We start from the raw sequence: 18,022 nt of genomic DNA on the forward strand, positions 1-18,022 counted from the left end.
TCGGCGGTGTCGACACACGGGACGCGCGCAAACATGTCGGTGGAGTGGCGGAGGCACACGATGAGCACGCCGTACGGAGGCAACGACCCTCAACAGTGGGGCCAGCAACCGCCTTCGGGGTCCCCGCCGGGGGGCTTTCCCAACCAGGGTGGCTACTCCCAACCGGGCCAACCCGGCCAACCTGCCGACCCGGGTCAGCAGGCACAGCAGCCTCCGTTCGGCCAGCAACCCGGCTACGGGCAGCAGGCCCAGCCCGGTTACGGGCAGCAGCCGTACGGCCAACCCGGGCAGTACGGCGCGCAGCCGCAGTACGGCCAGCAGCAGCCCTACGGCCAGCAGCCGCAGCCCGGTTACGGCCAGCAGCCCTACGGCCAACCCGGTTACGGCCAGCCGGGCCAGTTCGGGCAGTACGGGCAGCAGCCCTACGGCCAGCCCGGCTACGGAGCACCACCGCCGGGGCAGGGGCAGTCCAAGGGCAAAGGCCTGTGGATAGGCATCGCCGCGGCGGGTGTCGTGGTCGCCGCGGCTGCGGTCGTGTTGTTCCTGTGGCCCGGTGTGCTCGTCCCCAAGGTGTTCGACAACCAGCAGATGCAGCAGGACGTCCAGCAGGTGCTCACCGAAAGCTACGCCGTCGAGGGAGTGCAGAGCGTGAGCTGCCCGGCCGACCAGGAGGTCAAGGCGGGCACGGAGTTCCAGTGCCAGGTGACGGTCAACGGCCAGCAGCAGTCGGTGACCATCAAGGTCAAGAGCGACGAGGGGCACTACGAGGTCGGCCAGATCCAGCAGAAGCAGTAAATCCGGTGGCGCGGCGAGGGCGAAGGCGCACAGGATCGGCAGCATGACCGATCTTGTGACACGGACGCTGCGGCCGGAGGAACTGCGCACGGCCAACGCGCTGTTTCGGGCCGCGCTGCATGCCAAGCCGATCTCCGACGAGGAGTGGCCTGCCGCCGAGCGGGCGTACCAACCGGAGCGCAACCTCGGCGTGTTCGACTCCGGAACCGGCGAGCTGCTGGGCACCGCCCGCTCCACCGACGCCGACCTCACCGTTCCCGGTGGCGCGGCCGTGCCTCTCGCGGCGGTCACCGGGGTCGGTGTGCGCGCCGACCGCACCCGGCGAGGTGTGCTCACCGAACTGATGCGGGCACAGTTCGACGAGTTGGCGGGCAGAGGTGTGACGGCGGCCACCCTCTACGCCACGGAGGGCGCGATCTACGGGCGGTTCGGCTACGGCGTCGCCACGCTCAGCCGCTCGCTGACCGTGCGCAAAGCCCGGGCCCGGTTCCGTCCCGAGGTGCCCTCGGGCGGCGAATGCGAACTGCTCGACCTCGACACAGCGCTGGAACGGCTGCCCGGGATCTACGCCGACCTGCCACGACAGCCCGGCATGATGGCACGCAGCTCCTACTGGTGGCGGTCGATGTGGATCGCGCTGCGCCAGGCGAGCGAGCCCGTGGTCACCGTGGTGCACCACGGACCGCGCGGCGCCGACGGGTTCGCCCAGTACCGGGTGGTGGGCAGGCAGCCCGGATTCTCCGGAACCATGCGGCTGCTCGGCCTGCACGCGGGCAACGCCGAGGCGCTCGCCGGGCTGTGGCGGTTCCTGCTCGGCGTGGATCTTGTCGACGAGATCACAGCCGAAGGCAGGCCGCTGGGGGAGCCGGTGGAGTTGCTGTTCACCGACCCTCGTGCCTGCGAGGTCACCGGCACCGGTGACGAGACCTGGTTGCGGCTGGTCGACGTGCCCGCCGCGTTGGCGGCGCGTGCCTGGGAAGGCGAACCACTCGTGGTGGAGGTCACCGATCCGGTGTTGGAGCACAACACCGGCCGCTTCCGCGTGGGCCGGGACGGAGTGGAGCGCACTCGCTCGTCGCCGCAGCTACGGCTCGGGGTCGATGCGCTGGCGATGACCTACCTGGGTGCCTGGCGCCCCTCGGCGTTGGCGCAGGTCGGGCGCGCACAGCTGGCGGGAGAGGGGATTGCCGAGCGCGCCGATCGGCTGTTCGGTACGCGCGTTGCGCCATGGTGCGGTACGTTCTTCTGACTCGAAGTCACGATCAACTTCTCGGAGTGTCCGGCGTTGCGGGTACGCACTGTGCTGTTGGTGATGTTGTCGGGCGGCTGCCTGCTGCTCGCAGCCTGCGACAGCGGCGGTGGCAAGGGTGCCAGACCGTCGCTGACCCTGGCTGAGACGACAAGCAGCTCGACGGCGGTGGAGTCGATGGTGTCGCGGCCTTCGGACGACACCACCTCGGCACCGCTGACCCCGCTGCCCAGAGTGTTTGACCCCCACGTGATGCGGGATTCGGTGCTGCGCATCCTCACCGACAGCTACGGCATCGAAGGAGTGGAATCCGTCACCTGCCCGCCGGATCAACCGGTGGAGGTCGGGTTGACGTTCGAGTGCACCGCGGTCGTCGACGGCGACACCCAGCCGGTGCCCATCACCGTGAAGAACGAGGACGGCGAGTACGAGGTCGGCTATCCCGGTTGAGCCGGGTCACCTTGTCGTGTCGTCCGCCCTGGCGGCGCCGATGGTGGTGACGGCATTGAGCAGCCGCTGCGCCGAACCACCGAGGTTCCAGCGCCGCGCGAGTTCGGCGACCCCGGCCGGATCGGCGGCAGCGTCCGGCACCCGGTCCGGCCGCGAGAACACCACGGGGGCATCGCGGGCGACCCGGACCACCACCGGTGCCGCCGCGAGATAGTCGGCCGCCGCCAGCAGCTTGGCCCTTGTCTTCGCGGGCAGGTCGGGGCTTCCCGCCTCGGCCGCCGCCAGCAGCGCCTCCAGAGAACCGAACCGGGTGATCAGTGTCGCCGCGGTCTTCTCGCCGACGCCGGGCACACCGGGCAGCCCGTCGGAAGGATCGCCACGCAGCATGGACATGTCGGCGTAGGCGGGCCCCGCGTTGTCCACCGGCACCCCGTAGCGCTCGGCGACCTGCTCAGGACCCAGCACCTGCGCCTTGGCCCAGCCCTTGCCGACGTAGATCACCGACACCGGCACCGGTTCGGTACGCACGAGTTGGAACAGGTCACGATCCCCGGTGATCACCTCGACCGGGTCACGGTCCTCACGGGTGGCCAGCGTCCCGATGACGTCGTCGGCCTCGAACCCCTCGGCCTGCGCCGTGGCCAGCCCCACCGCCTCCAGCAACTCCAGGATGATCGGTACCTGCGGGCCCAGGGCGTCCGGCGCCTCTTCGACGTCCACCTCACCCGAACCGCCCTGCTCGGCCACCCGGTGAGCCTTGTAACTGGGCAGCGCCTCGACCCGAAAGTCCGGCCGCCAGTCGGCGTCCAGGCACGCCACCAGCCTGCCGGGGCGTCGATCGGTGAGGATCCGCGCGACCGTGTCCGCGAAGCCGCGCACGGCGTTGACCGGGGTGCCGTCCGGCGCCGTCAGCGACTCCGGCACCGCGAAGAACGCGCGGAAGTACAGGCTCGCGGCGTCGAGCAGGGCAAGTGGAGCTGTCACGCGCACAGCCTGCCACATGGTCGGACAGCCCGCGCCGCCGCGATTCAGCGATACCTCGAAAGGCCTTTCAGGCGCAGACTCGGGCCATGCGGAACGCACTGCCCGGCGACTCCTACCTGGCGCTTCCCCACGAGGAGGGACCCTGTCCTGGGGTTGTGGTCGTCCATGAGGCGGCCGGCCCCAACGACAACATCCGCGACATCTGTCGGCGTTTCGCCGCCGAGGGGTACGCCGCGCTCGGGGTCGACCTGTTCGGCCGCAGCCAGGCCGCGTGAGGCTATCCGCCGGCTGTGCCCTGTCGTCGGGTCCTGGCCGGAAAGGGACGTCACCACCAAAGCCGCACGGAATCCTGGACACCGAACTGACAGCCGCGGGCACCGCCCACGATCTGAAGGTCTGTCCAGGCCAAGTTTTCCTTCTTCAACGACCGATGGCGCAACTACCACCCCGCCGCGGCGGCGGACTCCCGGCAGCGATTGCCGCGCTTCTTCGCCGAACGCGTCAAGGGAGGCTCGCCGGAACCTGGCTGAGCCAAGCAGGCCGAACCGCCGTCCCGGCTGTTCGGGCGCGCCCGCCACCCCTGTTGCGCCTATGCTGGACAGCGTCGAGCAGGGGAGGCCAGCAGTGGGTACCGCAGCCATCGTGGGGCTCGTGGTGGCGGCCGTCGTGGTGTTGCTGCTCGTGATCTGGGCGATCTCGAGCTACAACGGCCTGGTCCGCCGCCGCAACGCCTACCAGAACGCGTTCGCGCAGATCGACGTGCAACTCACCCGGCGGCACGACCTGATCCCGAACCTGGTCGAGACCGCGAAGGGCTACTTGCGGCACGAGCGGCAGACACTCGAGTCGGTCATCGCGGCCAGGGGCGGCGCGGTCGCCGCCCAGCAGGAAGCCAGGGGCAATCCGGGTGATCCCGCCGCGATGCAGCAACTGTCCGGTGCGGAGACGGCGCTGAACCAGACACTGGGCAGGTTGTTCGCGCTGGCCGAGTCCTATCCCGACCTCAAGGCCAACCAGAACATGATGCAACTGTCGGAGGAGCTGACCTCCACGGAGAACCGGGTCGCTTTCGCCCGGCAGGCCTACAACGACTCGGTGATGGCCTACAACAACAAGCGGGAAACGTTCCCGACGAACCTGCTCGCGGGCATGTTCGGGTTCGGCCCGGCCGCGCTGCTGGTGATCGACGAGCCGGAGCAGCGCGAGGCGCCGCGCATCTCGTTCTGACGCCGCGGGTGGCCATGAACTTCTTCGAACGTCAGCAGTCGGTACGCAAGGTGTCGGTGCGGCTGGTGTGGCTGTTCGCGCTCGCCGTGGTCGGCATCGTCGCCGTGGTCGACCTCGCGGCGTTCCTGGCGTTCGGGCTCGCCGAGGCACCTACCGACACGGTCGTGACCACGCTGGCCGTGGTCAGCGGCGTGACGGCCGTGTTGATCGGGCTTACCTCGTGGATCAGGACGATGCTGCTGCGCAACGGCGGTGGCGCGCGGGTCGCGCGCAGCCTCGGCGGCGTGGCCGTGCCCGAGGACACCACGGACCCGAACCTGCGCAGGCTGCGCAACGTGGTCGAAGAGATCGCCATCGCATCCGGCGCACCAGTTCCCGACCTGTACGTGTTGCCACACGAACCCGGCATCAACGCCTTCGCCGCGGGCTGGTCGCCCGCCAACGCCGCCGTCGCGGTGACCGGTGGCGCGCTGGAACGGCTCAACCGGGCCGAACTGCAGGGCGTCATCGCCCACGAGTTCAGCCACGTCGTCAACGGCGACATGCGGCTCAACATCCGGCTGATGGGGGTGCTCGCCGGCATCGTGGGCCTGGCCGTGGTGGGCCGGATCCTGCTGGCGGGCGGGGGCCGCGGCGGCGGGCGCAGGGACAGCGGCGCGGGCGCGCTGGTGATCGTCGCGCTGGCGGCGCTGGCAGCGGGCTACATCGGGGTGGTCGCAGGCAGGCTCATCAAGGCGGCGGTGTCGCGGCAGCGGGAGTACCTGGCGGACGCCTCCGCCGTGCAGTACACGCGGCAGACCGAGGGCCTGGCGGGCGCGTTGAAGAAGATCGGCGGGTTGCCCACCGGCTCGCAGCTGCGCAGCAGCAAGACCGAGGACGTCAGCCACATGCTGTTCGGCGAGGGCCGCAAGTTCGTGTCGCTGTTCGCGACCCACCCGCCGCTGGTGGAGCGCATCCGGGTGCTCGACCCCACGTTCGATCCCACCGAGCTGCGGCGGCTGCGCGACCAGTGGTCGGCCCACCCGCCCTCGGGACTGCGCGAGGACGCCGCGCTGGGGCTCACCCCCGCGGCGACACCGCCGCCGCCCCCGCCCAGGCAGGCGGCCACCCTCCCGGCCCGCCCGGACCAGGTCGCCGCCAACGTCGGAAACCCCGCCGCCAGCTCCTACCCGCATGCGGGGCAACTGCTGGCGCGCATCCCCGAGGACCTGCTCGACCGGGCTCACCGCACCGACACCGTGGTGCCGCTGAGCTACGGGCTGCTGTTGTCGGCGGACGAGCAGGTTCGGTATCGCCAGTACCAGACGCTGGCCGCGCGATTCGGGCAGCCGCTGGCAGAGGCCGCCCTGCGGGAGGCCGGTTCCCTGGCCCGGCTCGACCCGGAGCTGCGGTTGCCGCTGACGGAGGTGGCCCTTCCCGCGCTGCGGCACCGCCCGGCGCAGGACATCGAAACCGTGTTGCAGGGCATCACAGCGCTTGCGGCCGCCGACGGCAGGAACAGCCTGTTCGAGTACTCGCTGTCGACGTTGCTGCACCGGGAGCTGTACGAGGCGGCGCACCGCACACCGCCGTGGGGCAGGCGACACACCACACCGCGCCGCGCCCACGGCGCGATAGCCACCCTGCTGTCGGTCCTGGCGGACGTCGGCAACCCAGAACCCGACGTGGCCGAGGCCGCCTTCCGCGCCGGGCTGGCCCGGATGCTGCCGTCCACCGAGTTGCCGTATAGGCCGCCCGCCGAGGGACACCTCGCGCTTGACGCGGCCTGGCCCGCCCTGGACGGGTTGCCCGCACGCGCCAAGGAACGGCTTGTCGAGGCGATCGTCGCCGTGATCGGGCACGACGGGACACTCACCATCGAGGAATCGGAACTGCTGCGCACCGTGTGCGCGATGCTGCACTGCCCGCTGCCGCCGCTGGCGGGTGCACTGCCCGCCGACACCAGGGCCGAGTAGCGGCGGCGCGCCGCGGCCTGCCGAAGCGGCCCCCGACGCGGCACCGGACTAGGCTTTGGAGCCATGTCGCGCCGATCGTTGCACACGCCAGCCCCCGATGCCGCCACCCTCCGCGCGCGGCTGGACCGCGCCCGCGGCGCGGCCGCCGACGCCAGGACCGACGCGCTGCTCGTCGCACCCGGATCGGATCTGCGCTACCTCATCGGGCAGGCTGGCGGCTCGTTCGAGCGGTTGACCGCGCTGGTGGTCCCCTCCGCGGAGGCGGAGTCGACAGCACCCGCGCTGGTGCTGCCGAAGCTGGAGGCGCCCGGCTACGCCGACGTGCCCACCGACGACCTCGGCGTCGAACTGATCACCTGGGTGGACGGTGAGGACCCCTACCGGATGGTCGCCGACCGGCTCGCGGGTTCGCGCCGGGTGGCGGTCAGCGACACCATGGCCGCGCTGCACGTGCTGGGCCTGCGCGACGCGCTCGGCGCGGCCGAGCAGGTACTGGCAGGACCCGTGCTGCGGCAGCTGCGGATGCGCAAGGACGCCGCCGAGATCGCCGCGCTGCGCGCGGCCGCCGAAGCCATCGACCGGGTGCACGCGCGGATGGGCGAGTGGCTACGGCCGGGCCGCACCGAGGCCGAGGTCGGCGCCGACATCGCCGAAGCCGTCGTGGCCGAGGGCCACACCTGCGCCGAGTTCGTGATCGTTGGTTCCGGACCCAACGGCGCCAGCCCCCACCACGACGTGTCCGACCGCGTGATCCAGCGAGGCGACGTCGTGGTGGTGGACATCGGCGGCCCCATCCCCGAGGGCTACAACTCCGACTGCACCCGCACCTATGCGGTGGGTCAACCCAGCGAACCCGACGTGGCCGACAGCTACGCGGTGTTGCTGCGGGCGCAGCGGGAGGCCGTGGCGGCCGTGGCCCCCGGCGTGACGGCACAGCACATCGACGCCACGGCACGCGACATCATCGCCGGGGCGGGCCTGGGGGAGTACTTCATCCACCGCACCGGCCACGGGATCGGACTCGACGTGCACGAGGAGCCCTACCTGGTGGGCGGCAACGACCTGCCGCTGGAACCGGGGATGGCGTTCAGCGTCGAGCCGGGCGTCTACCGGGCGGGCCGGTGGGGGGCGCGCATCGAGGACATCGTGGTGGTGACCTCCGACGGCGGCGAACCGCTGAACAACCGGCCGCACGAGCTCACCGTGCTGGATTCCTGACAGTGGGGGCACTGGAACCGCTGGACCAGGCGATCGTCAGGGAGCTGGCCGCCGACGGCCGGTGCAGCTTCACCGACCTGGCCGAACGTGTCGGGCTGTCGGTGTCGGCGGTGCACCAGCGGGTGCGCAGACTCGAGCAACGCGGGGTGATCCAGGGCTACACCGCCAAGCTCGACGGGGAGCAGATCGGGCTGCCGCTGACCGCGCTGATCTCGCTGACGCCCAACGACCCGGCCGCACCCGACGACTACCCGCAGCGCCTGGAACACATCAGCGAGATCGAGTCGTGCTACTCGGTGGCGGGCGACGAGTCCTACGTGCTGCTGGTGCGGGTGGCCTCACCGCTGGCGCTGGAGGACCTGCTGCGGCGCATCCGCGAATCGGCCAAGGTCTCGACGCGCACCACCGTGGTGCTGTCCACACCGTTCGAAGGCCGCTCGCCGACACTGTGAAGGCGGCACGGTGAAGGCGGCACTGTGGGAACAACACTGTGAGGGCGCCGCCGTGACAACTCCGTGACGGCGGCGTGAGCGGTACGATGATTGGTATGGCAACACGCAAGGTGACCCTGTCTCTGGACGCGAGCGCGCTGGAGTTCGCCGAGCGGGCAGCCAAGGCCGACGGGGTGTCGGTCTCGTCGTGGCTGTCGAAGGCCGCGCGCCGGGAAGCGGTGCGCACCGGCTACCGGCCCACGACCGAGGACGCCCAGGGCAAGGCGCGCGGCGACGAGGCGGAACTGGCCGCCGCGCTGGAGGAGCTGCGTGCGCAGGGGTGAGGTCTGGACCTACCACCCGCCAACGCAACAGGCCCACGCCCGCCAGATGCTGCTGCTGTCGTCGGACGGCATCAACGACTCGCAGCGGCCGTGGCTGCTGGGCACCGAGTTGCTCGACTACGACCCGCAGGACATCCTCGGCGTGGCCGTCGACGGCCGGTACTGGGTGTCCACGCTGAACCTCACCCGGGTGTATCGGCCGTGGCTGGACCGGTGTGTCGCCGAGGTCGGCGCCGACGTGCAGGAACAGATCGACAGTGCGCTGCGCGCGGCACTCGACCTGTGAACTGTGAACGCGGCGCCGCGCTACTCAGCTGTTGCCCCGCGCGACCGGCGACGGCGCGGCGTGCAGGTTGCCGTCCTGACCCTCCAGGCACGCGGCGGCGGGGTCGTTGGTGGCCAGGAACTCGCTCACGCAGCGAGCGAACTGTTCATGACCCTTGGCGTTGGGGTGGAACGACTCCTGCAACGCGTGGGAGGCCCGCTCCACAACCTTGAGGTCGTCCCACTCCACCGTGAAGCGGGTGAACCACTCGTTGTCGGCACGGTCGCCGCCGCTGCACGCCTCGTGTCCCTCCCCGGCACGGGACAGGTCGAGGAACCGGGCACCGGCCCCGGCTGCCGCCCGCCGCAGTCCCGCCGACAGCGACACCGCCCCGGTCTGCTCGACCCACTTCAGATCGTCGATCCGGAACGGGCAGCCGTTGAGGTTGCGCAGGGATTCGGGGATGCCCGCGCCGATCGGCGAGGCGTAGGACTGCAGCAGCAGTTCGTAGTCCTCGCGGTCGTAACCGGCCTGCCGCAGCACCGTCCGGATGTCACGCAACGCGGCGGTCACCTTCGGCACCATCGCGTCCACGCGGGACTGCCAGTCCGCCTTGATGCGCTCGCTGCACGGGGAACCGGTCTCCATGAACCACGCCGTGAAGCATTCCGAGATCAGCCGGGAGAAGTGCGGCTCGTCGTTGGCGCCGACGGCGACGACGACGGCCACCACGCGGTGGGTCTTCACCAGTTCGCGCAGCTGAGCGGCCTGTGACGGCTCCGTGTACTGCTTGACGTCGCCGAGTGCGACGTGTCCTGACGGCGCGCCCGAACACGCCAGGTTGACCGACTCGACGGCGCCGCCGTAGCGCACCTTGTGCACCAGCGCGTTCGCCGAGCGGTGGCACCAGTTGCCAGCTCGACCGTTGGTGCGCGGGGTGTAGTCACCCGCGCCTTCGCCGGAGATCGTGCTGTCGCCCATGGACACCACGGTCAGCGGCCCGGTCCCCGGCGGACCAGGCCGCTCGGTGGGGCCCTGGTCGCCGACGTCGACAAGTACGAAGACCGCGACCAGCACGACGACACCGGCGAGCGCCAGGCCCGCGAGCCACCAGCGAGAGCGCGACATCGGGCACGAGTGTACGCAAAACCGGTGATCGCTTGGAGTGGCCTGCCGCCACCTGACCCCGCGTGATCGGCCGAGGTGAAGGTGTCACCCCCGGCTCGCGGGGGCGACACCTTCGACACGGTTCAGTCCGCGGCCCGCCACCAGGCCTTACCTGCTTCGGGCAGGGTGGAGATCGGGTCGTAGTAGGGGTAGCGGCGGACCAGCGCCTCCGGGTCGTCGTGCTCGATGCCGGTGCGGTAGTTCTTCGTCCAGTAGGAGATGCCGCGTTCCCGGTCGTACTCGGCGACCTGGTGCACCCAGCGTTTGCCCACGTAGGGCACGTCGCACACGATGCGTGGCGTGGCGTAGCCGGGCAGGTAACCCATGATGGCGTGTTGCAGTTCCTGCGCCTGCCACACGGCCAGCCGCCAGTGCTCCGCGCCCGGGATCATGTCGCACATGTAGAAGTAGTAGGGCGCGATGTTGGCCTCGTCCTGCAACGCGAAGGAAAGGTCCAGCAACTGAGCGGGCGTGTCGTTGACCCCGCGCATGAGCACGCCCTGGTTGCGCACGTCGCGCACCCCCACGTCCAGCGCTGTCCGCGCGGCCTCCGCCACCAGTGGTGTCACCGAGTTGGCGTGGTTGACGTGGGTGTGGATCGCCAGGTTGACCCCGCGGCGGCGGGCGGTTCCCGCCACCCGCGCCAGCCCTTCCACGATCTTGGGTTGCAGCCAGTGCTGCGGCAGGCCCGCGAGGGCCTTGGTCGCGAGCCTGATGTCGCGCACGGTCTCGATGTCGAGCAACCGCATCAGGAACGCCTCGAGTTGGTGCCACGGGACGTTGGCCACATCGCCACCGGAGACGACCACGTCACGCACGCCGGGGGTGCGCTTGAGGTAGTCCACGATGGCGTCCTGGCGATCCACCGGTTTGAGGCTGAGTTTGTGCTTGTCGACCTGTTCGGTGGAGTTGCCGACCAGGTCCATGCGGGTGCAGTGCCCGCAGTACTGCGGGCAGGTGGACAGCAACTCGGCCAACACCTTGGTGGGGTAGCGGTGGGTCAGTCCCTCCACGGCCCACATCTCGGCCTCGTGCAGCGAGTCGCGCTGCGAGTACGGGTGGCTCGGCCAGTCCGGGTCACGGTCGCTGAGTACGGGCAGCATGTAGCGGCGGACGGGGTCGGCGTAGAAGGCGTCGGTGACCTTGCCAGGGTCGGAGCCGGCGTGCGCAGCCATGGTGTTGAGCAGTTGCGGCGGAAGCAACATCGACATCGTCGCCGCGTGCCGCTGGTCGTCGAGCAGGTCGGCGTAGAAACGGTCGTCGAGCAGGTCTCCGAGCACCGAACGCAACTGCTTGACGTTGCGCACACAGTGCACCCGTTGCCACTGGGCGTCGCGCCACTCGGCTTCGGTGACGTCCCGCCAACCGGGGAACCGGCGCCAGTCGGGTTCGACCAACTCGGCACGCCGGTAGGTGTACGGCTGCTCGGGCATCTCGGTAGCAGGTTCCTGGATCGCAGTCACATCTGCTCCTAAGGTTGGTTATGTCGTGAAAATATCCTGACATATCTCGCTGAGGACACAAATCTTCTCGCCTCGGTGGGGCTGGCAGACTCAACCCGTGAGCACAACCGACACCACCCTGCTCATCGGGGGCCGTATCCACTCGCCGAGCACGCCCGACGCCACGGCCATGGCTGTCACCGGCGACACCGTGGTCTGGGTGGGCCAGGACGCACCGGGCAAGGCACTGCACCCCGACGCCAAGCTCGTGCGACTCGACGGCGCGCTGGTCACACCCGCGTTCGTCGACGCCCACGTGCACGCCACCGCCACCGGACTGCACCTCACCGGCCTCGACCTCTCCGGAGTCCGTGACGCAGCGGAACTGCTGGCCGCCGTCCGCGCCGCCGCCACCCCGGGCGAGGTCCTACTCGCGCACGGCTGGGACGAGACCACCTGGAGCAGCCCGCGGCTACCCAGCCGAACCGAACTCGACGAGGCCGCAGGCGACGTGCCGGTGTACCTGACCCGCGTCGACGCGCATTCCGCGCTGGTCTCCACCGCACTGCTCGCGCTGGCGCCCGACGCCGAAGGCGCCGACGGCTGGTCGCCACAGGGCCCGCTCACCCGTGCGGCACACCACCGGGCTCGCCGCGCGGCGAGAGCCGCCATCACCGCCGAGCAGCGCCGCCGGGCCCAGCAGGCGTTCCTGCGGGCCACGGCGGCGGCGGGCATCGCCTGCGTCCACGAATGCGCGGGCCCGGACATCTCCGGTGAGGACGACCTGCGTGCCCTGCTGGCGCTGGCGCGACAGCCGGACGCGCCCGAGGTCGTCGCCTACTGGGGTGAACTGGGTGCCGCCGAGCTGGCCCACCGACTCGGTGCGCACGGTCTGGCGGGGGACCTGTTCGTCGACGGAGCGTTGGGCTCGGCCACCGCCGCCCTGCACCAGCCCTACGCCGACCGGCCACACACCACGGGCGCGCGCTACCTCGACGCCGCCGCCATCGCCGAGCACATCGTCGCCTGCACCGAGGCGGGAATCCAGGCCGGGTTCCACGTCATCGGCGACGCGGCCGTCACCGAGGTCGTCGCCGGCTTCGCCCTCGCGGAGCAGGCGCTGGGCGCCCACGGCACCGGCCGGGCGCGGCTGGCCGCGCGCGGGCACAGGCTGGAGCACGTGGAGATGATCGACCGAGAGCAGGCACGCCAACTGGCGGGCTGGGGCGTCACCGCGTCGGTACAACCACTGTTCGACGCGGCATGGGGCGGCAGCGACGGCATGTACGCCACCCGGCTCGGACCCGACCGCGCGGCCACGCTGAACCCGTTCTCCACACTCGCCGCGGAAGGCGTGCTGCTGGCGTTCGGCTCCGACTCGCCCGTCACCCCGCTCGATCCGTGGGCCACCGTGCGTGCGGCCGTGCACCACCGCACACCCGGCGCGGGCATATCGGCAAGGGCCGCGTTCAACGCCCACACCCGCGCCGGTCACCGCGCCGCGGGCAACCGCGACGGCAACACCGGCAGCCTGGTACCCGGCGCGCCCGCCCACTACGCCATCTGGGACGCCACCGACCTGGTGGTGGCCACCCCCGACACCCGCGTGCAGCGCTGGTCCACCGACCCCCGTTCCCGGGTGCCCGGCCTGCCGCCACTGGAGCCAGACCAGCCACTGCCGCGCTGCCTTCGCACCGTGCGCGCGGGCCGGGTGATCTACGACGAGTTCACCTCCGGCGAATAGGCTGGACGGGTGACCGCCACGGCCGCGACTCCAGCGACCCCCGTGACCACCACGGAACAGCCACGCCGGGCACGGCTACGGCGACTGCTGCCCGTGCTCGGTCGCCTCGGCCTGGCCGCGGCATCGGGCCTGGTGTTCTTCGCCAGCTTCGAACCCCGCCCACTGTGGTGGCTGGCCCCGCTGGCCTTCACCGGCCTCGGCCTGGTGCTGCACGGTCGCGGCCCGTGGGGCAGCGCGGGCTACGGCACCGTGTTCGGGCTGGCGTTCTACCTCGCCCACCTGATCTGGATCGAGAACTTCCTCGGCACCGAGTTCGGTTCCGCCCCCTGGCTTGGGCTGTCGGCGGTACTGGCGGTCTACATCGGCGCCGCCTGCTGGTTGATGCCGTTCGTGGCCAGGTTGCCCGGCGCGCCCGTCTGGCTGGCGCTGGTGTTCCTGCTGCAGGAGGCGGCGCGCTCGCGCTGGCCGGCCAACGGCTTCCCCTGGGGCAGGGTCGGCTTCAGCCAACCCGAGGGCGCGTTCCTGTCGCTGGCCTCGGTCGGCGGCGTCCCGCTGGTCGGGTTCGCCGTGCTGGTGACCGGTTTCGGCCTCGCGCAGTGGATCATGCGCGCCCGCGAGCGAGGCGGGCGCCCCCACCGTGGCTGGATCGCGCCCGCGATGGCCACCCTGCTGCCCGTCGTCGCAGGCCTGGCCGTGTGGCCGACCGTGGGCACCGAGGCGCAGACCGGCACCCGCACGGTCGCCGTGGTGCAGGGCAACGCCCCCGACCTCGGGCTCGGCCTGCTCGGCGCACGCGACATCATCCGAGCCAACCATCTGGCGCAGACCGAGAAGCTCGCCGCCGACGTCCGGGACGGCACACTGCCCCGACCGGACCTGGTGGTCTGGCCGGAAACCGCCACCGACGTCCTCGGCGACGACCCGGCCATCGACGCCCTCGTCGACGAACTGGACACGCCCGCCCTCATCGGCGCGCTCTACCAGCCAGCAGGCGGCGGGCAGACCGAGAACGCCGTCATCGCCTGGCAACCCGGGGTTGGGCCGACGCAGCGCTACGCCAAGCAGGAACTGGTGCCCTTCGCCGAGTACGTCCCGATGCGCTCGATCGCGAAGTGGTTCACCCCGTTCCTGGACAACACCCGCGACATGCGCTGGGGCGGCGATCCGGGTGCCCTCGACGTCGCCGGAACCCGGACCGGGCCGGTGATCTGCTACGAGGTCGCCTACGACTACCCCTCCCGCGACGCCGTCGACGCGGGCGCGCAACTGCTGGTCGTACCCACCAACAACGCCTGGTACGGGCCGGGGGAGATGAGCCACCAGCAACTGGCCATGTCCCGGCTGCGCGCCGTCGAACACGGCAGGGCCGCCGTCGTGGCGGCCACCAGTGGGATCAGCGCGATCGTCGCACCCGACGGCAGCGTCCAGCAGTCGACCAGCCTCTACACCGCGGCGACGCTGGTGGCCGACGTGCCACTGCGGCAGCAGACTACGCTGTCGGATCGACTCGGTGCGTGGACCGAGTACGTGCTCATCGGTGCCGCGCTCGCCGCCGTGGCCACCGGGCTCGTGCTCCGGCCGCGCACGCGGCGCACCGTAGCCGACGACACGTGACGAGAAGGGGGAGTCTATGGCGGAGGGGAAACCCCACACCGGCGCCATCGACCCGGTGCTGGTGATCATCCCGACCTACAACGAGCGGGAGAACCTCACGCCACTGCTGGAACGGCTGCACGCCGCCCTTCCGCAGGTCCACGCACTGGTCGTCGACGACGGCAGCCCGGACGGCACCGGCGAGGTCGCCGACCAGCTGGCTGCCGCCGACAACCGAATCCACGTGCTGCACCGAACCCAGAAGGCCGGGCTGGGCGCCGCCTACATCGCCGGGTTTCGATGGGGGATCGACCGCGGCTACGCCACGCTGGTGGAGATGGACGCCGACGGCTCGCACGCACCGGAGGACCTGCCCCGGGTGCTGGCCGCCCTCGCCGACGCCGACCTGGTCATCGGGTCCCGCTACGTGCCGGGCGGCGCAGTCGTCAACTGGCCGAGGCACCGCCAGCTGCTCTCCCGGGCGGCCAACCTGTACTCGCAGTTGGCGCTGGGGGTGCGCGTCAACGACATCACCGCGGGGTTTCGCGCCTACCGACGACCGGTGCTGGAGAAGCTGGCGCTGGACGAGGTCACCTCGCAGGGCTACTGCTTCCAGATCGACCTCACCTGGCGCACCGTGCAGGCGGGCTTCGACGTGCTCGAGGTACCGATCACCTTCACCGAGCGGGAGTCCGGCGAGTCGAAGATGAGCGGCTCGATCGTGGGGGAGGCCGCGCTGAAGGTCGCCCAGTGGGGCCTGCGCCACCGGGCCGGGCAACTGCAGGCGCTACTGCGCGGGCTGCGGGCGTCGCGGTCACGCTCGCGGCGCTGACGCCGTGACAGCGGAGGGCCCCCGCGACAGTCGCTGTCGCGGGGGCCCTCCGCCGGTCAAGGGGAGCGGTCGGCTCGCGGCCGCTACGCCGTGCGGCCTCGCCTGCCCTTCAACTCGGCGAGTCGCTCGTTGAGCAACTCCTCCAACTCCGGGATGGAACGTCGCTCGAGCAGCATGTCCCAGTGCGTCCTCGGAGGCTTGGCCTCCTTGGGCTCGGGCTGCCCGCCGTCCACGATCTCCGACTCGCTGCCGTGCAACCGGCATTCCCACACCGACGGAATCTCGGCATCGTCCGAGAACGGCACCTCGAACTCGTGGCCCTTGGGGCACGAGTAGCGAACGGTACGTCGAGGGGCGAGGTCGTGATTGCGGTCGGTCTCGTAGCTGACCGCTCCCAACCGGCTTCCACGAAGAACACGGTCGGCCATGATGGGGTCCTTTCAGTCGGCTCCCGTTCAGGAGCCAGGGCGATGCTCACCCTGTGCAACGACACGCTAGGCCCGTTGAATTCCCAACAGACCATGTCGTTACCCACGAGCGGGCGAGCCTCACCCCGCGCGGAACGGCTTTCTCAATCTAGGGAGACCTGTGACGCCTTCGCGTGACGCGTCACGGCCCCCCTCCTGGGGATATCCCCCTCCTGGGCTAGCGGTGCGGTCAACGACCACAGCAGCCGGAGCTGCCCTGACCAGGCGCACCTGCTCCGCCTCTACCGAGGCGGAAGTACTGCCGCCAAAGTACCTGGTAACTCCCCGTAGCCGAATGCCTCGACGCGCGTGTCGGCGTGGGATTCACCTCACCGGTTGACGCGGCGAACCACCGACCGGGGGAGACGGCTACAGCACCGCGGGTTCGCGGTTGCCCGCCGCCGCGATGGCCCTTCTCACCGGCACCAGTGCCACCAGCACGAAGCCCACCACGAAGAACACCAGCAACGCGATGATGGCGTACCGGAACGACCCCGTCGCCTGACCCACGGCGGCGAACAGCAGCGGGCCCAGCCAGGACGTACCGCGCTCACCGATCTCGTACAGCGAGTAGTACTGCGCCTCCTTGCCCGCCGGGATCAACTGGCTGTACAGCGACCGCGACAGCGCGTTGGTACCGCCCAGCACCAGCCCGATACCGGCGGCCACGGCGTAGAACTGCAGCTGCTGACCTGCCTGGATGAAGAAGGCCGACGCCACGACGACCATCCAGATCACCAGGCTGCCGAGGATGGTCTTCTTCGCGCCGATTCGCTTGGCGACCAGACCGTGGGCCATTCCGCCGAGGTAGGCGACGAACTGGATGACCAGGATGGTGGTGATGAGCACCTCGTTGGAGAAGCGCAGCTCCTCCTTGCCGTACTGGGCGGAAACGGTGACCACGGTGGAGATGCCGTCGGTGTAGATCAGGTAGGCGCCGAGGAACGCCAGCGTCAGCGGAAACGCCCTGGCGGCACTGATCGTCTGGCGCAACTCGGTGAAACCCGCCCGCAGCACCGACGCTCCTTGCTCGCTGCCGTGCGGGCGTTGGTGTTCGCGCAGCCTGCGAAGCGGGATGAGCGTGAAGGCCGCCCACCACAGCCCCGAAGTGAGGAAACAGATGCGCACGGCCGCGGACTCGCTGACCCCGAAGGCGTCCCGGTTGAGGTAGAACGCCAGTTGCAGCGCCAGCGCGATACCGCCGCCGAGATAGCCGAAAGCCCAGCCCTTCGCCGACACGGCATCGCGCTCGTCGGGCGTGGCGATGTCGGGCAGGAACGAGTAATAGGTGACGATCGAGGCCCCGTAGCCGATGTTGCCCAGGATGTAGAGGGCGACACCGAGCTGCCACAGGCCGTCGGTCATGAAGAACAGCAGCGCCGAGGCGCCCGCACCGAGGAAGGCGAAGAAGCCGAGGATGCGCTTCTTGTACTGGCTGCGGTCGGCGATGGCGCCGGTGATCGGCAGCACCAGCACCTGGATCACGGTGGCCACGGCCAGCAGGTAGCCCCACAACGACCCCGCGGGGAACTCCAATCCCAGCAGGCTGATGTCGCAGTCGCGCAGGTAGTTGTCGGTGCCGTCGGGGTTGACGCACGGCGTGGGCCCGTTGCGGGCGAAGTCGTCCCTTGCATCGGCCGCTGCCACCGAACTCATGTACAGCGCGCCGAACACGGTGATCACCGAGGTGAAGAACGTGGAGTTCGCCCAGTCGTAGAAGTACCAGCCGCGCTGTTCGCGCTTGCGTTCCCGCGGGTCGGTGGCCGGAACGGGGCCATGGGGGAGCGTGCTCATGCCGGGCTCCTCGCACGGTTCTCAGGTTGGTGAGCGGAGAGTACTCGGCCGCGCTGCGCGGGGGC

The 18,022-nt window shown here is 70.5% G+C and carries 18 protein-coding genes; 13 read left to right on the forward strand and 5 right to left on the reverse strand.

Annotated elements, in window-relative coordinates; genetic code table 11:
* The first annotated feature begins 60 nt into the window (after positions 1-60).
* Genes SACMADRAFT_RS13955 through SACMADRAFT_RS13965 form a run of 3 tightly spaced genes read left to right on the forward strand, consistent with a single transcriptional unit; the run spans position 61 to position 2,494 of the window.
* Positions 61-795, forward strand: a complete 735-nt coding sequence (locus SACMADRAFT_RS13955; RefSeq protein WP_009154470.1) for a DUF4333 domain-containing protein — start codon at positions 61-63, stop codon at positions 793-795.
* Between the two features lie 43 nt (positions 796-838).
* Positions 839-2,044, forward strand: a complete 1,206-nt coding sequence (locus SACMADRAFT_RS13960; RefSeq protein ID WP_009154471.1) for a GNAT family N-acetyltransferase — start codon at positions 839-841, stop codon at positions 2,042-2,044.
* 36 nt (positions 2,045-2,080) lie between these two features.
* Positions 2,081-2,494, forward strand: a complete 414-nt coding sequence (locus SACMADRAFT_RS13965; protein WP_009154472.1) for a DUF4333 domain-containing protein — start codon at positions 2,081-2,083, stop codon at positions 2,492-2,494.
* Between the two features lie 6 nt (positions 2,495-2,500).
* On the opposite strand, the gene SACMADRAFT_RS13970 is transcribed toward SACMADRAFT_RS13965, so the two are convergent.
* Positions 2,501-3,496 (reverse strand): 5'-3' exonuclease, encoded by a 996-nt coding sequence (locus SACMADRAFT_RS13970; protein ID WP_009154473.1) that lies wholly within the window; start codon positions 3,494-3,496, stop codon positions 2,501-2,503.
* A 68-nt stretch (positions 3,497-3,564) separates the two neighbouring features.
* On the opposite strand from SACMADRAFT_RS13970, the gene SACMADRAFT_RS29645 reads away from it, so the two are divergent.
* From SACMADRAFT_RS29645 to SACMADRAFT_RS14005, 7 genes are all read left to right on the forward strand, one after another.
* Complete coding sequence (locus tag SACMADRAFT_RS29645; protein WP_040925693.1) at positions 3,565-3,753, forward strand: dienelactone hydrolase family protein; 189 nt, start codon at positions 3,565-3,567, stop codon at positions 3,751-3,753.
* Between the two features lie 349 nt (positions 3,754-4,102).
* Positions 4,103-4,705, forward strand: a complete 603-nt coding sequence (locus SACMADRAFT_RS13980; protein WP_009154474.1) for a LemA family protein — start codon at positions 4,103-4,105, stop codon at positions 4,703-4,705.
* 14 nt (positions 4,706-4,719) lie between these two features.
* Positions 4,720-6,660, forward strand: coding sequence for a M48 family metallopeptidase (locus SACMADRAFT_RS13985; RefSeq protein ID WP_009154475.1), 1,941 nt, complete (start codon positions 4,720-4,722; stop codon positions 6,658-6,660).
* Between the two features lie 63 nt (positions 6,661-6,723).
* Complete coding sequence (locus tag SACMADRAFT_RS13990) at positions 6,724-7,878, forward strand: M24 family metallopeptidase (protein ID WP_009154476.1); 1,155 nt, start codon at positions 6,724-6,726, stop codon at positions 7,876-7,878.
* Entirely contained in the window at positions 7,875-8,330 is a 456-nt protein-coding gene (locus tag SACMADRAFT_RS13995) for an Lrp/AsnC family transcriptional regulator (RefSeq protein WP_040926410.1), read from the forward strand. The genes SACMADRAFT_RS13990 and SACMADRAFT_RS13995 overlap by 4 nt, the downstream gene beginning before the upstream one ends.
* Positions 8,331-8,425: 95 nt before the next feature.
* The gene (locus SACMADRAFT_RS14000; RefSeq protein WP_040925694.1) at positions 8,426-8,653 is read left to right on the forward strand and encodes a hypothetical protein; all 228 of its coding nucleotides are present in this window, start codon (positions 8,426-8,428) and stop codon (positions 8,651-8,653) included.
* Positions 8,640-8,939 carry a hypothetical protein gene (locus tag SACMADRAFT_RS14005; RefSeq protein ID WP_009154479.1) on the forward strand — a complete coding sequence of 100 codons (300 nt, stop codon included), beginning with the start codon at positions 8,640-8,642 and terminating at the stop codon, positions 8,937-8,939. The genes SACMADRAFT_RS14000 and SACMADRAFT_RS14005 overlap by 14 nt, the downstream gene beginning before the upstream one ends.
* Positions 8,940-8,963: 24 nt before the next feature.
* Here SACMADRAFT_RS14005 and SACMADRAFT_RS14010 read toward each other — a convergent pair whose 3' ends face one another.
* Together SACMADRAFT_RS14010 and SACMADRAFT_RS14015 are read right to left on the reverse strand one after the other, a co-directional pair.
* The gene (locus tag SACMADRAFT_RS14010) at positions 8,964-10,046 is read right to left on the reverse strand and encodes a GDSL-type esterase/lipase family protein (RefSeq protein ID WP_009154480.1); all 1,083 of its coding nucleotides are present in this window, start codon (positions 10,044-10,046) and stop codon (positions 8,964-8,966) included.
* Between the two features lie 122 nt (positions 10,047-10,168).
* A complete protein-coding gene (locus tag SACMADRAFT_RS14015; RefSeq protein ID WP_009154481.1) occupies positions 10,169-11,548 on the reverse strand; it encodes a KamA family radical SAM protein in 1,380 nt (459 codons plus the stop codon).
* Between the two features lie 97 nt (positions 11,549-11,645).
* Between SACMADRAFT_RS14015 and SACMADRAFT_RS14020 the strand changes: the two genes are divergently transcribed.
* Genes SACMADRAFT_RS14020 through SACMADRAFT_RS14030 form a run of 3 tightly spaced genes read left to right on the forward strand, consistent with a single transcriptional unit; the run spans position 11,646 to position 15,696 of the window.
* Positions 11,646-13,271, forward strand: coding sequence for an amidohydrolase (locus SACMADRAFT_RS14020; RefSeq protein ID WP_009154482.1), 1,626 nt, complete (start codon positions 11,646-11,648; stop codon positions 13,269-13,271).
* 9 nt (positions 13,272-13,280) lie between these two features.
* Positions 13,281-14,885, forward strand: a complete 1,605-nt coding sequence (lnt, locus tag SACMADRAFT_RS14025) for an apolipoprotein N-acyltransferase (protein WP_009154483.1) — start codon at positions 13,281-13,283, stop codon at positions 14,883-14,885.
* 16 nt (positions 14,886-14,901) lie between these two features.
* Entirely contained in the window at positions 14,902-15,696 is a 795-nt protein-coding gene (locus SACMADRAFT_RS14030; protein WP_009154484.1) for a polyprenol monophosphomannose synthase, read from the forward strand.
* Positions 15,697-15,779: 83 nt separating this feature from the next.
* Here SACMADRAFT_RS14030 and SACMADRAFT_RS14035 read toward each other — a convergent pair whose 3' ends face one another.
* Both SACMADRAFT_RS14035 and SACMADRAFT_RS14040 read right to left on the reverse strand, forming a co-directional pair.
* On the reverse strand, positions 15,780-16,124 hold the full coding sequence (locus SACMADRAFT_RS14035; RefSeq protein WP_009154485.1) for an RNA polymerase-binding protein RbpA: 345 nt from the start codon (positions 16,122-16,124) through the stop codon (positions 15,780-15,782).
* A gap of 408 nt (positions 16,125-16,532) precedes the next feature.
* Positions 16,533-17,957 carry an MFS transporter gene (locus SACMADRAFT_RS14040; protein ID WP_009154487.1) on the reverse strand — a complete coding sequence of 475 codons (1,425 nt, stop codon included), beginning with the start codon at positions 17,955-17,957 and terminating at the stop codon, positions 16,533-16,535.
* Positions 17,958-18,022 lie beyond the last annotated feature (65 nt).

Origin of the sequence: Saccharomonospora marina XMU15, assembly GCF_000244955.1 — a bacterium.
Classification (GTDB): domain Bacteria; phylum Actinomycetota; class Actinomycetes; order Mycobacteriales; family Pseudonocardiaceae; genus Saccharomonospora_A; species Saccharomonospora_A marina.